Here is a 13,408-nt window from a genome sequence, read left to right as displayed (position 1 = left end):
GTCCGCCAGATGGCGGACCTTTTTGCCTTAGCTTCGGGCGAGAGAATCTTCAGCCGGATACAGAACTGCGGTCGAGCCGGTTTGCACAGAATCGTACAGATCAATAATGTGCGCCATAACCATGCGCACACAACCAGAGCTGGCTCTGCCGCCGATGGATCTGGGCTCTGGCGTGCCGTGGATGCGCAGATACGTATCGCGATTGCCGACATACAGATAAAAGGCGCGTGACCCCAGCGGATTGTTCGGGCCGCCATCTACACCATCAGCGTATTGCTCATAGCGTTCCGGTTCACGCCGCACCATATTGGCGGTTGGCGTCCAGATCGGCCATTTTGCCTTGCGCCTGATGGTGTAAGTGCCTGCTTCATACAGTCTGCCCCGTGCAATCGCCACGCCATAGCGCATCGCCGTGCCGCCCTCTTCGATATGATAAAGATAGCGTGCCACAGCATCGACGTGGATATCGCCCGGTATCAGGCCGTCATTGGCTTCGACCCGGGTCGGCAGAAATCGGGGGTGAAAGCCCCATGGGTTTGACGTTGCAGCATCATAACCTGCGGGAACAACTTGCGAATCCCATGTCGACCACATGTCGCTCCGAGAAACGGGGGCCGCCTGCGCGGTTTGTGCGATGGGGCCCGAAAACAAAAGTGTTGCACCCGCGATAAAGTGCCGTCTCGTCAACTCTGCCATGCTGGTATCCCCTACTGCGCATAAAATAGCTTTTTTGTAAAAGCGTGTGTTGTCATAATCAACTTGCAACACGGTGTCATGTTCCCGTCCAATACAAACCGAGGTTTTTTAACCATGTTCACCAAGGATTTACCAAATTTCAGGCCCGCTCGCCAAATGTGACGCAGCAAAGGACGATGTGCCGCCAACTTTCGAACCAATCTGGCAAGAGAATTTTTTCCGACCGCCGCCTCCAGATGCTTGACCTCGGAACCGCCATGTCATAGGTCGAATACCGTTGAGCGGGCGTTGTGTAGTGGTAAGACCTTAGCCTTCCAAGCTAATGACGCGGGTTCGATTCCCGCCGCCCGCTCCAGACTTTCTTGCCAATATCCAGCATATGACCTGCAACAGCCCGGCGCGGCAAATCGGCCTTGGCGTTGGGTTCGACTTGACCCCTATGGGTGGCCCAATGTTTAACAGCGGCCAATCAAATCACAGGATGAGCATGGCCGAGACACAATCAGCCCCGGTGAAGAAAGAAGAACGGGCGAAGTCAAAGAAATTGGGATCTTTGGCCGCACTTTGGCCGTTCGTTGCACCCTATCGCAAGCTGATGTTCGCAGCATTGTTTGCGCTGTCCGCGACAGCGGCGGTGTCGTTGATCCTTCCGATGGCTGTGCGTCGGGTGGTGGACAATTTTGACACCAAAGAAGACGCCCTTCTCAATCAGTACTTTGCGGCGGCCTTGGGAATTGCTGCCCTTTTGGCCATCGGAACCGCGCTGCGCTACGCGCTGGTGACGCGGCTTGGCGAACGGGTCGTTGCGGATATCCGCAAAGCCGTGTTCGACAGGGTGATCGGACTAAGCCCCACCTTTTTTGAACGCGTGATGACTGGCGAGGTCTTAAGCCGGATTACGACAGACACAACGCTCATCCTTAGTGTTATCGGCTCATCCATCTCTATCGCGTTGCGCAATGTGCTGATCTTTATCGGTGGTATGGTGTTGATGCTTTTCACATCACCGAAATTGACCGCGATGGTTCTGCTGATTGTGCCTGCGGTTGTGGTGCCGATCCTCGTGCTTGGCCGCAAGATGCGCAAACTCAGTCGGGAAAACCAGGATTGGATTGCCGCGTCCTCCGGGAACGCGTCAGAGGCGTTGCTCTCTGTCCAGACGGTGCAGGCGTTTACACATGAAGACATCTCGCGAAATGCGTTTTCGGACGTGACCGAGAAAAGCTTTGATGCCGCGCGGCGGCGCATCTGGACCCGCGCCCAGATGACCGCAATTGTGATCTTTCTTGTGTTCACAGGGATTGTCGGCGTTCTCTGGATCGGTGCAACGGACGTTCGCAATGATATGATGAGCGTCGGTGCTCTGGTTCAGTTTGTGATCTATTCGGTTATGGTGGCGGGGGCGGTTGCCGCGTTGTCGGAAATTTTCGGGGAATTGCAGCGGGCGGCTGGTGCAACAGAACGATTGGTCGAACTGTTGAACACGCAGGACACGGTGAATGACCCCGAATTGGCGGTTGTCCTGCCAGATCCAGTGCGCGGAGAGATTACGTTTGATGACGTGCATTTCGCCTATCCCAGTCGGCCCGATATTGCCGCTTTGGATGGTGTGTCCTTGAACATAGCCCCGGGCGAGACAGTGGCCGTTGTCGGGCCAAGCGGGGCGGGTAAGACCACCATTATCCAGCTGATCCAGCGATTTTACGATCCAGATTCCGGTTCGGTCTGCATTGATGGAACGCGCATTGACGCCATGAACCGCGATGCGTTCAGAAAACACATCGCCCTTGTTCCGCAAGATCCGGTGATCTTTGCCGCATCGGCCCGGGATAACATCCGTTTTGGACGTCCGGATGCGACGGATGCCGAAATCGAGGCCGCCGCAAAGGCTGCAGCAGCGCATGACTTCATCTCCAGATTGCCCGATGGCTATGACAGCTATCTGGGTGAGCGTGGCGTGATGTTGTCCGGAGGCCAAAAACAGCGCATTGCCATCGCCCGTGCAATCCTGCGGGACGCGCCGATCCTGTTGCTTGACGAAGCGACCAGCGCATTGGATGCAGAAAGCGAACGTGCCGTTCAGCGCGCGGTGGACGAGCTTTCGGAAGGACGCACAACAGTGATCGTTGCGCATCGTCTGGCGACCGTAAAAAAGGCGGACCGCATTGTGGTGATGGATCAGGGGCGCATTGTCGCGACGGGGGCGCATGATGCTCTGGTTTCCGAGGATGGGCTATACGCCCGCCTTGCACGTCTTCAATTCACCGACGGAATGGCTGCCGAGTAGCCCACTGTTCCGACCACCGGGCAAGGTTTGGGCTGACTTGTCAGCGAGCAGGACCGCGTGGTTTTGCGTGGTGTCTCGCATTGCTGGCACGAATGGGGTATCCGGCATGCCGACACGGTGGGAGTGAGCCATGAGCGAAGACATCATTGCAGTTGTCGATCCAACAGGGCCAAGACGGTGGCTTGGCGTGATCATGCTTTTGGCCCTGGGTGGTTTGCTGGTCTACATCGCATTCGTACAACCGCCACAGAATATGGGCTGGCAGGTTTTTCTGGTCGCCTTGGGGCTGTTGTCTCTGTGGTTTGCACATCGGCTGCAACAGGCGACATTGCGCAAGCTGTACCTGACAGAAACGGCGCTTGTGGACAGCGATGGAAATGTTCTGGCGCAGATCGCGGATGTTGTGTCCGTCAATCGCGGTATGTTGGCGATTAAACCTTCAAATGGGTTCATGCTCAAACTGAAAGACCCGGCACCACGCGCGTGGCAGCCGGGCCTTTGGTGGCGTCTGGGACGCCGGGTTGCGGTTGGTGGTGTGACCCCTGGGGGTCAGACCAGACCAATGGCCGATATCATTGCGGTGATGATATCCAAAGAAACTTAGGATGGCGTTTCCGGAGTTTCTTCTGGGCCTTCGGAACCGTTGAAGTTCGAACCGTCATTAACGCCTTCAAAGATCACCTGAGACGCAAATCGTGGTCGGGTGAACGAGTAGGTTTCGATGTCGAACGGGCCAATGCCAGCGACGTTGAATGTCGGCTCATAGGCATCGCGGGTTTCCACCAGGATAAGCTGATCTGCATCGGCCATCTGCGGAATTCGTTCTGCATATATGCTCAGATCGCCGTTTGACAGCACAGACCAGTCGCCGCGCGCTTCGGACCAGATAACATCAAGCTCATTTCCGCTTGCGTTATACTGCACCACTGTGACACGCAAATCGACATCTTCACCCTGGCCTTTGGTCAGATGGAACAGAAGCTCACGGGCATTTGAAATATACGCATCGTCAAGCATTTCTGTTTCACGCGAAATAATGTCGCCGATGGTGTAGTTTGCTTTAATGCTGATGCTTTGCTGCCGCATCACGTCGAAGTAGACCCAGGAGGCAGCAAAGATGACAGCCAGGGCCGGATAGACAATGACCGCTTCAACGCTGGTACTGCCATCCGTGCTGCGCGAAAAACGGCGCAGGGCGTTTTTGATATGCGTAATCACAATGACGGCTCCTGTACAAAGGCCGAGAAGGACACAATCTTTGTGAGACCCTCGTCGTCGGTGTAAAACGATCCCGCGAGCATACCTGTCGGCGCAATTGGCCGGTACTTGTAGCACGCACGCAGATACATCAGTTCATTGTCTTGTCCTGCTTCGAATTGGCGAAGCGGGTTCACGTCACGGGCAGTGTCCACGCAGTCTGCATTTCCCGGCGGGCTGGACCAGTTCCGAAGATCCAGCGGTATCATCTCAAGCTGCAACGTCTGTTCACAATCAGCCAGCAATGTCGCATTTTCACAAATATTGGTTTTCAGCGCCGCGTGGGTCAGATTTTCGTTGGTTCCAAGTCGAACGGCCCGGACTGTCGCGTCAAGAGAACGCTCAAGTTGTGTGTGCCGCATGGTCATAGCTCCCATTTCGATGGTCGCAATGATCAGGATGAGGAAGAGAGGGACCCAGAGGACAAACTCGATGGTATGCACCGCGCCCTTCTCGTCGCGCAGAAACGCGCGCAATTTTGATTTCATGAAAGGGGTCATTGTGTCAGCCTCAGTTGGTTGATGGTCCGCGCAATCTGTTGGAATGCATCGCTGATCTCGAGACCTTCCACAGCGAAGTAATGCGCTGGTGAAGATGCACAGTCACGCATCGCATTTTGACCACGTGTTGGTGCTTCAAAACCGATTGCAAAGATTGTGATATCCTGCTCGCGGGCTGCCTCACAGACATTGGAGAGACGCGCATCGGCCGCATTTCCACCGACAGTTGCCTGATAGGCGTAGTACACGTCGTAATACTGATTATAGCTGACGAAGTTGTCGTTATACGGCCTGATAAAGAACTTCCGCGCGTATCCACGTGTGCCCCAGCGTGCGAACACTTCGGTATTCGTCATCCGGCGCGCATTGCTTCCGCCATCCGGTTGGTTGCGATAGCGCGAATTCCAGCTATTGTTTTTGTAGCGTTCCCAGAACCAGATATCGTTGCTGGTCCCGTTCCAATCGCGGACGCGCAAGGAAAAGCGGTCGTCAGAGCGAGAGCTGGTGCCACGATCATCAATCCACAAATCGGACATGCCGGTTTTGTACTTGTCCTTCAGGTCGTACTGGGTCGTATTTTGACCGTCGGTCATCAGCACGATGATCTTGATGGCGTCTTCGGCTGTGTATGCTGCGGGACGTCCACTTGCCTCCGGAACAATAAGTTCATCGGCAATCATATCCGACACAACCGAACGCGCCGAGGGATCAAGCAGCGAAACGCCCCATTTCATCCCAAGGTCGATGGCCGTGTTGCCGCCGGCCCCCAGAGAGTTGATATGAGTTGTCAGCGCAGTCTCATCCGAACTGTGGACCATTATAGCACCGTAGTCGTCATCGGCGCACCAGGAACGGAAGGCCGGCGTGCTGCTTGTGCTTGTGGACCACAAATCGAAATGAGCAAGTCGTTCCAATTCGGTCGACGGGTTATGCACCGTCGTGTTGAACGCCGAGTTTGGAAATACTGCGCAATTTGAATAATCATGCGAATCGTCGAGGTTATAGTAAGACGCCACGGTCGACCCAAGATTAACCGTCGCATTATAGGGCACGACATTAATTGTGGTCAGGCCGGAATCGTCTTCCTTGATGACGGTATCAACAAATTCGGTTGCCGCATTGCGCAGGTTTCCGATCTTGTTGTTGCCGCCCATAGAGCCGGAAATATCGAGCACCATCGAGATTTCAACATTCGCGATTCGCTCTTCGGCAGTCGCTGCTCCGGCGGTATGAAGCGTGTCGACGCCAAGCATCTGCAAAAAGTTTGCTCCGACATCGCGTTCCGCTTCTGCTTTCACGATGCGGTGGCTTAGACCTTGGTCAACGTTAACGCTCGACAAGGCGTCAGCCATGTTCATGGCATCAAAATACTCTGTCACGACGATTTCCGGATCCAATTCCTGATCCAGGTTCGCCGCAGCAAGAACTGCGCGGTCGAGGGTGTTTTGCAACTTGGTTCGTTGCACTTCGGAATAGATCATATCAATTCCGACACCGCCAAAAACCAGCATGACCATCGAACCGGCGATTGCCAATATCGACATGTTGCCGTCAGTTTCCCGGGCGAAGCGGCTGAGTGTTCCGGCCACACTGGACCGTAACGCAGATTTCTTCCGTTTCCCGACCGGCACCCTTGGCAGAAGGTTGCTTAATCCGATCATTAGTTACCTCTTTCCCGCCTTTTCAGGACGGACTTACACCCCACTTAGATTTTGGAAGAAGTGAAGGCAGAAGGCGGCAAGAATGGGGCGCGAATTGTGGAATAAATGAGGAGTGTATTGAAATAGCTGAGTAATTCCCGGCAATTTCAGGCTATTGGCGCGCCATTTGCAACAATTAGGGATGACCCGAGCGATTTATCCGCAGAAATTGCCCTGCAAAAGGCATGCATTATTAACCATGCTGTCCTAGGCTTGCGTGACATGACGGGCAAAGCTCGCCAAAAATGCAAGAGGGACTGATGACCGTAATACCATCGAATGAACCGACATTTCGTGAATCCGTAGACCTGATGTTCAATCGCGCGGTGGCGCTGATGGATCTGTCGCCCGGCCTGGAAGAGAAAATCCGCGTCTGTAACGCGACCTACACCGTGCGCTTTGGCGTGCGTCTGCGCGGGCAGATCAAAACGTTTACGGGCTATCGCTCGGTTCATTCCGAACATATGGAACCGGTCAAGGGCGGCATCCGCTTTGCGCCGTCGGTAAACCAGGACGAGGTCGAAGCGCTTGCAGCGCTGATGACGTATAAATGCGCGCTGGTTGAAGCGCCGTTCGGCGGTTCCAAGGGCGGATTGTGCATTGATCCGCGCGAATATGACGAACGCGAGATGGAGCTGATCACCCGGCGATTTGCCTATGAGCTTGCCAAGCGCGATCTCATCCATCCCGCGCAAAACGTCCCTGCGCCGGACATGGGAACAAGCGAACGTGAAATGGCATGGATCGCGGATCAGTACGCCCGCATGAACACTACGGATATCAACGCCCGGGCCTGCGTGACCGGCAAACCGTTGAACGCCGGGGGGATCTCGGGGCGTGTCGAAGCAACGGGTCGCGGTATCCAATTCGCATTGCGGGAATTCTTCCGGCATCCCGAAGACGTCAAGGCAGCCGGGTTGTCCGGAACGCTGGATGGCAAAAAAGTTGTGGTGCAGGGGCTGGGAAATGTCGGATACCACGCCGCGTCATTTCTAAGAGCCCAGGACGGGTGCAAGATTATCGGGATCATTGAACGGGACGGCGCTCTGTTTAACGAGGCCGGTCTTGATGTTGATGCGGTTCACGAGTGGATCGTCAAGCATGGAGGTGTCACCGGGTTTCCGGATGCGGCGCATACCGCCGAAGGGGCGACGGTTCTGGAATCGGAATGTGACATCCTTATCCCTGCGGCCCTGGAAGGTGTCATCAACCTGTCCAATGCAAATCGCATCAACGCTCCATTGATCATAGAAGCTGCCAACGGGCCAATCACGGCGGGCGCAGACGACATTCTGCGCGCAAAAGGGACAGTCATCATTCCGGATATGTATGCGAATGCGGGCGGTGTGACGGTTTCATATTTTGAATGGGTCAAGAACCTGAGCCACATAAGGTTTGGCCGCATGCAACGCCGCCAGGAAGAGGCGCGTCATGAACTTATTGTCCGGGAACTGGAACGTCTGGACGATCAACTGGGCGATAAATGGTCTCTGGCACCTGATTTCAAAACCAAATATCTGCGCGGCGCGGACGAGCTGGAATTGGTGCGCTCTGGTCTGGATGATACCATGCGCATTGCCTACCAAACAATGCGAGAGGTCTGGCATGGGCGCGAGGATGTCACCGATCTGCGCACGGCTGCCTATATCGCTGCGATCGACAAAGTGGCGACAAGTTACCGGGCAAAAGGCCTCTGAGACATGACAACCTGATTGGGCTGCGCTAGATTTCAAAATCTGACGTTGCCCAATCAAAGAGGACGACCATGATCCGACCGGTTCTACTGGCCACAGCCCTGACCGTGAGCGTTGCAGCCCCCGCACTGTCACAGGACAAAGAGGCCGAATGCCGCAAACAGGGGCAAATTGCGACCAACATCATGACCGAGCGCAAGAATGGATCGACAGATCGTCGTGCGGAACGGCGTGTGATCCAGGCATTGCCGGAGGATGCGAAAAACTATGAAGTTGCGGTGCCCGCGATGGTGGAATGGATTTACAGCCTGCCGGAAGATCAATTGACGCCCGAAGTCAGCAACGCGCTTTATCAGGTTTGTCTGTCGCAGTAACACATCACCGCCCATCTGGCTTGGTCACCGGTCCGAGGCACTGGACTCTCGTGCGCGCAAACCCGATATTCTTGGGATGAGCCTGCCACCCGGATTTCTGGACGAATTGCGCACCCGCACCAGCCTCAGTCAGGTTGTCGGGCGCAAGGTGCTTTGGGACACCCGCAAGTCCAATCAGGCCAAGGGGGATATGTGGGCTCCGTGCCCGTTTCACCAGGAAAAATCCCCCAGCTTTCATGTGGATGACCGCAAGGGATATTACTATTGTTTTGGCTGCCATGCCAAAGGCGATGCGATTTCCTTCGTGCGTGAAACCGAAAATGTCAGTTTTATGGAAGCGGTTGAGATTCTGGCGGGGGAGGCGGGGCTGCCCATGCCAGCCCGCGATCCTCGGGCGCAGGAAAAGTCCGATCACCGCGCCAAACTGATTGACGTGATGGAACAGGCTGTCCGCTTTTATCGGATGCAACTGCGCAGCGGTTCAGGGGCGCATGCGCGCGACTACCTGGAGCGGCGCGGCCTGGATGCGGCCACTCAAGACAGGTTCGGGTTGGGCTTTGCGCCTGCCGGCTGGCAAAACCTTTGGGATCAATTGACAGGGCAAGGGGTCACACCCGAACAGATCATGGAAGCGGGTCTTGCCAAGCCGTCACAAAAGGGCGGCAAGCCGTATGATACCTTCCGCAACAGGATCATGTTTCCGATCAATGATCCACGCGGTCGCCCGATCGCCTTTGGCGGGCGCGCCATGGACCCGGATGATAACGCCAAATACCTCAATAGCCCCGAAACACCGCTGTTCGACAAAAGCCGGACACTTTACAACCAGGGCCCCGCCAGAGAGGCGGCTGGCAAAGGGCAGCCGCTGATCGTTGCCGAAGGCTATATGGATGTCATTGCGCTGGCCTCGGGTGGGTTTGACGCGGCTGTCGCCCCTTTGGGCACTGCGGTGACGGAAACGCAGCTTCAGATGCTTTGGCGGATCACCGACGAACCGATCATGGCTCTTGATGGCGACAAGGCCGGACTCAAGGCCGCGTATCGCGTGATTGACACGGCTTTGCCTCTTTTGGAGGCGGGCAAATCCCTGCGCTTTGTTCTGCTGCCGGAAGGCAAAGATCCCGACGACCTGATCCGATCAGAAGGCCGCGAGGCTATGCGGGTTTTGATCGACGCCGCACAACCGATGGTCCATCTTCTATGGCGGCGGGAAACCGAAGGCCGGGTTTTTGACAGCCCCGAACGGAAAGCGGCCTTGGACAAAACCCTGCGCGAACGCATCAGGACCATTCAGGACCCGTCGCTGCGCAGTCACTATGGCGAGGAAATCAAGCGCCTGCGCTGGGAGTTGTTTCGGGGCCGCTCTGCCGTTGGACAAGGTAAGAACCGCCGTGCGCAAAGCGGCCCCCAACACCATCCAACGCAAAACACCCGGTCTTCGCTCTTGGTCGCAGGCGGTCAGGACATCGAATTGCGCCTGCGCGAGGCTGTTATTCTGGCGGCATTGATCGCAACGCCCGAGGTGATCCGCGAATTTGAAGCGCAGCTTGAAATGATGCCATGCGCTGATCCCGACCATGCCGTGTTAAGATCGTGTCTTTTACAACACGCTGACGCATCGGCAGGCGATGTGCAGGCAGCGGCCGATGCAGCACTTGGTGCTGGAGCCCTTGAAAAACTGTGCCAGTCTCGCCATGTGGCGATTACGCCTTGCGTGCGCAACCCTGGGAACGCCGATCTTGCGCGCCTGACCATTGCTGAAGAACTTGCCAAACTGGAGGCTCATTGCGGGCTTGATGCCGAAATTGCCGAAGCGTCGGAAGACTTGAACGGTGTGGCCGACGAAACAGTAACATGGCGGCTAAGTCAGGCCGCCGAAGCCCGCCAAAAAGCGCATCGCGCCCAGGCCGAAGATAAGACGGAATATGATACCGGGCCGAACGGCGCCCCAATCAGCCGCGAAGAACGCAGCGCTTTTGCTGCTTTGATGGAAACGATACGCTTTGAGAAACCTCGTAACTAGCTGTGTTTTGCTAAGGAAAGCGTAAACGAATAAAGGTAAACGGGTGTGCGAATCGCAATTTCGCGCTAATGATTCGGGTCTAACGAATCGCCCCGCCTCGACAGGAGCATCCATGGCCGCCAAAGATAACGACGACGCCAAGACCGAACACCGCGAGGAAGACGTCAGCCTCGACATGAGCCAAGCCGCCGTTAAAAAGATGATCGCCGAAGCGCGAGAACGGGGTTACATCACATATGACCAGCTGAACGAGGTCTTGCCGCCCGATCAGGTCAGCTCTGACCAGATCGAGGATGTGATGTCGATGCTCTCGGAAATGGGCATCCAGGTCACTGAAGAAGACGAAGAGGCCGAGGAAGAGGACAAGGGCACAACCGACCTCGTTCAAACGGCCAAGCCGGGCGAAGTCACGCTTGCCTCTGGCACGTCCGAAAAACTTGACCGCACGGATGATCCGGTGCGCATGTACCTGCGCGAAATGGGCAGTGTGGAATTGCTGTCGCGCGAGGGCGAGATCGCGATTGCCAAGCGGATCGAGGCCGGTCGCAACACAATGATTGCCGGGCTGTGCGAAAGCCCGCTGACCTTTCAGGCGATCACGATCTGGCGCGAAGAACTGCTCAGCGAAGACATTCTCTTGCGCGATGTCATCGACCTTGAGACCACCTTTGGCAACCAGATGGGTGAAGACGGCGAAGGCGACGAACCGGTCGTCACCGGTGCCGAGGCCCCCACGGCCGAGAAAAAATCGGACGACACGCCAGAACTGGATGCCGATGGCAACCCGATTGTCAGCGATGATGATGATGACGAAGACGAACAGGCCAATATGTCCCTGGCGGCGATGGAAGCCGCGCTCAAGCCTCGCGTACTTGAGACATTGGACCGCATCGCTCAGGACTATGAAGAACTGTCGAGCATGCAGGACAATCGGATTTCAGCAACGCTGAATGAGGATGGGTCGTTCAGCACCGGTGACGAAGAGCGGTATCAGAAACTCCGGTCCGAGATCGTGGAACTGGTGAATGAACTTCACCTGCACAACAACCGGATCGAAGCGCTGATTGATCAGCTTTACGGTATCAACAAACGGATCATGTCGATTGATAGCGCGATGGTGAAACTGGCCGATCAGGCCCGTATAAACCGCCGTGAATTCATCGATGCCTATCGTGGCCGCGAACTTGACCCGAACTGGCTTGAGGAGATGTCCGAAAAGTCCGGCCGTGGCTGGCAGATGTTCATCGAACGCTCTTTGCCCAAGGCAGAAGAGCTGCGTTCGGATATGGCGCAGGTCGGTCAATATGTTGGCCTCGATATCTCGGAATTCCGCCGCATCGTGGCACAGGTCCAAAAGGGTGAAAAAGAAGCCCGGCAGGCCAAAAAGGAGATGGTCGAAGCCAACCTGCGTTTGGTCATTTCGATCGCGAAGAAATATACCAATCGCGGATTGCAGTTCCTGGACCTGATTCAAGAGGGCAATATCGGTTTGATGAAAGCGGTTGATAAGTTTGAATATCGCCGTGGTTACAAATTTTCCACCTACGCGACATGGTGGATTCGTCAGGCGATCACCCGTTCCATCGCGGATCAGGCGCGCACGATCCGTATTCCGGTGCATATGATCGAGACGATCAACAAGCTGGTCCGGACCGGTCGCCAGATGCTTCACGAAATCGGTCGCGAACCGACCCCCGAGGAATTGGCAGAAAAGCTGCAAATGCCTTTGGAAAAGGTGCGCAAGGTGATGAAAATCGCCAAAGAGCCGATATCTCTTGAGACGCCAATTGGTGATGAGGAAGACAGCCAGCTTGGTGATTTCATCGAAGACAAGAATGCGGTTCTGCCTTTGGATGCGGCCATTCAGGACAACCTCAAGGAAACCACGACACGGGTTCTGTCCTCTCTTACCCCGCGCGAGGAACGCGTGTTGCGGATGCGCTTTGGCATCGGCATGAACACCGATCACACGCTGGAGGAAGTGGGCCAGCAGTTCAGCGTGACGCGCGAACGTATCCGCCAGATCGAGGCCAAGGCGCTGCGCAAGCTCAAACACCCAAGCCGGTCGCGCAAGCTGCGCAGCTTTTTGGATCAGTAATGTCGTTTCTCAAGAAACTCTTTGGTGGCGGCGGCGGTGCGGCCCCGTCTGCCCCCGCCGAAGTGCACAACGGGTTCACGATTTACGCTGATCCGGTGAAAGATGGTGGAACGTGGCGCATTGCGGCGCGGATCGAGAAAGACATTGATGGCACTGTAAAGACCCATCAGATGATGCGCGCTGACACACTCCAAAGCCATGAAGACGCGGTCAAGGCGTCTTTGGCAAAAGCCAAAATGCTGATTGATCAGCAGGGCGAAACGATCTTTGGGTGAACGCCCGACTGCCTGTTCGGCCCCGCCATGATATCTCTGCGCGTGATGCTGAACCGCTTGCCGTGGTCCATTTTGCTTATCCTTTGCGCAACGCTTGGTCTGGCACCCTTTGCCCCGGAACCGCATGTCTGGGAAAAGTTGAAGATGCTCTTCACCGGTCAGCTGGGCCGTCTCGTCGATATCTTCGACTTGCTTTTTCACGGCGCACCATGGGTGCTTTTACTCCTCAAGGGTTTGGTAGGAAACGGGTCACCCAGCTCGTAAAAAATCCCCGCCAAAAGGGCAGGGGAATGCTTCAAGTCCGGTCCGCCTGATTGGGATCACTGGTCGTGCCCGGTCCGGTTTGCGGGTCGGGATTTGTCTGCTTGGGCCCTTTGGGCTGATCCGGTACGTCCTTGAACTTGTCCGGTCTGGGGTCGCCTGTGCGGTCGGCCTGATTGGGGTCCGATGTTGAACCCGGCCCGGTTTTGGGATCATTTTCCTCAGTTGTCATATCTTGCCTCC

13 protein-coding genes and 1 tRNA gene are annotated in these 13,408 nt (G+C 55.8%); 9 read left to right on the top strand and 5 right to left on the bottom strand.

Annotated elements, in window-relative coordinates; translation table 11 throughout:
- Nucleotides 1-27: 27 nt before the first annotated feature.
- Complete coding sequence (locus ACG74X_RS00620; protein WP_411231963.1) at nucleotides 28-696, bottom strand: L,D-transpeptidase family protein; 669 nt, start codon at nucleotides 694-696, stop codon at nucleotides 28-30.
- A 281-nt stretch (nucleotides 697-977) separates the two neighbouring features.
- Between ACG74X_RS00620 and ACG74X_RS00615 the strand changes: the two genes are divergently transcribed.
- From ACG74X_RS00615 to ACG74X_RS00605, 3 genes are all read left to right on the top strand, one after another.
- A tRNA-Gly gene (locus ACG74X_RS00615) sits at nucleotides 978-1,051 on the top strand.
- A gap of 132 nt (nucleotides 1,052-1,183) precedes the next feature.
- Nucleotides 1,184-2,983: an ABC transporter transmembrane domain-containing protein gene (locus tag ACG74X_RS00610; protein WP_411231962.1), complete on the top strand. Its 1,800-nt coding sequence runs from the start codon at nucleotides 1,184-1,186 to the stop codon at nucleotides 2,981-2,983.
- Nucleotides 2,984-3,113: 130 nt separating this feature from the next.
- Nucleotides 3,114-3,587, top strand: coding sequence for a hypothetical protein (locus tag ACG74X_RS00605; protein WP_411231961.1), 474 nt, complete (start codon nucleotides 3,114-3,116; stop codon nucleotides 3,585-3,587).
- On the opposite strand, the gene ACG74X_RS00600 is transcribed toward ACG74X_RS00605, so the two are convergent.
- The 3 genes from ACG74X_RS00600 to ACG74X_RS00590 are packed head-to-tail and all read right to left on the bottom strand — an operon-like array spanning nucleotide 3,584 to nucleotide 6,401.
- Complete coding sequence (locus ACG74X_RS00600; protein ID WP_411231959.1) at nucleotides 3,584-4,201, bottom strand: TadE/TadG family type IV pilus assembly protein; 618 nt, start codon at nucleotides 4,199-4,201, stop codon at nucleotides 3,584-3,586. The genes ACG74X_RS00605 and ACG74X_RS00600 overlap by 4 nt on opposite strands.
- Entirely contained in the window at nucleotides 4,198-4,728 is a 531-nt protein-coding gene (locus ACG74X_RS00595) for a TadE/TadG family type IV pilus assembly protein (protein WP_411231958.1), read from the bottom strand. Before ACG74X_RS00595 ends, ACG74X_RS00600 begins: the two co-directional genes overlap by 4 nt.
- Before the next feature lie 8 nt (nucleotides 4,729-4,736).
- Nucleotides 4,737-6,401, bottom strand: coding sequence for a pilus assembly protein TadG-related protein (locus ACG74X_RS00590; RefSeq protein ID WP_411231956.1), 1,665 nt, complete (start codon nucleotides 6,399-6,401; stop codon nucleotides 4,737-4,739).
- Nucleotides 6,402-6,700: 299 nt separating this feature from the next.
- Here ACG74X_RS00590 and ACG74X_RS00585 point away from each other — a divergent pair, with 299 nt between their 5' ends.
- The 6 genes from ACG74X_RS00585 to ACG74X_RS00560 all read left to right on the top strand — a co-directional run bounded on the left by ACG74X_RS00585 (nucleotide 6,701) and on the right by ACG74X_RS00560 (nucleotide 13,168).
- Nucleotides 6,701-8,137: a Glu/Leu/Phe/Val family dehydrogenase gene (locus ACG74X_RS00585; RefSeq protein WP_411231954.1), complete on the top strand. Its 1,437-nt coding sequence runs from the start codon at nucleotides 6,701-6,703 to the stop codon at nucleotides 8,135-8,137.
- Between the two features lie 68 nt (nucleotides 8,138-8,205).
- A complete protein-coding gene (locus ACG74X_RS00580; RefSeq protein WP_411231953.1) occupies nucleotides 8,206-8,508 on the top strand; it encodes a hypothetical protein in 303 nt (100 codons plus the stop codon).
- Nucleotides 8,509-8,584: 76 nt separating this feature from the next.
- Nucleotides 8,585-10,531, top strand: a complete 1,947-nt coding sequence (gene dnaG, locus ACG74X_RS00575) for a DNA primase (protein WP_411231952.1) — start codon at nucleotides 8,585-8,587, stop codon at nucleotides 10,529-10,531.
- A 112-nt stretch (nucleotides 10,532-10,643) separates the two neighbouring features.
- Nucleotides 10,644-12,629 carry an RNA polymerase sigma factor RpoD gene (rpoD, locus tag ACG74X_RS00570; RefSeq protein WP_411231951.1) on the top strand — a complete coding sequence of 662 codons (1,986 nt, stop codon included), beginning with the start codon at nucleotides 10,644-10,646 and terminating at the stop codon, nucleotides 12,627-12,629.
- Nucleotides 12,629-12,904 (top strand): HlyU family transcriptional regulator, encoded by a 276-nt coding sequence (locus ACG74X_RS00565; RefSeq protein ID WP_411231950.1) that lies wholly within the window; start codon nucleotides 12,629-12,631, stop codon nucleotides 12,902-12,904. The genes rpoD and ACG74X_RS00565 overlap by 1 nt, the downstream gene beginning before the upstream one ends.
- Nucleotides 12,905-12,931: 27 nt before the next feature.
- Nucleotides 12,932-13,168, top strand: a complete 237-nt coding sequence (locus ACG74X_RS00560; RefSeq protein ID WP_411231948.1) for an RND transporter — start codon at nucleotides 12,932-12,934, stop codon at nucleotides 13,166-13,168.
- 31 nt (nucleotides 13,169-13,199) lie between these two features.
- On the opposite strand, the gene ACG74X_RS00555 is transcribed toward ACG74X_RS00560, so the two are convergent.
- Complete coding sequence (locus ACG74X_RS00555) at nucleotides 13,200-13,397, bottom strand: hypothetical protein (protein WP_411231947.1); 198 nt, start codon at nucleotides 13,395-13,397, stop codon at nucleotides 13,200-13,202.
- Between the last annotated feature and the right edge of the window lie 11 nt (nucleotides 13,398-13,408).

This window comes from Marivita sp. S0852 (genome assembly GCF_046591575.1).
GTDB lineage: Bacteria > Pseudomonadota > Alphaproteobacteria > Rhodobacterales > Rhodobacteraceae > Marivita.
The sequence above is the reverse complement of the archived record's forward strand: the minus strand, read 5'-3'. Positions and strand labels throughout refer to the sequence as shown.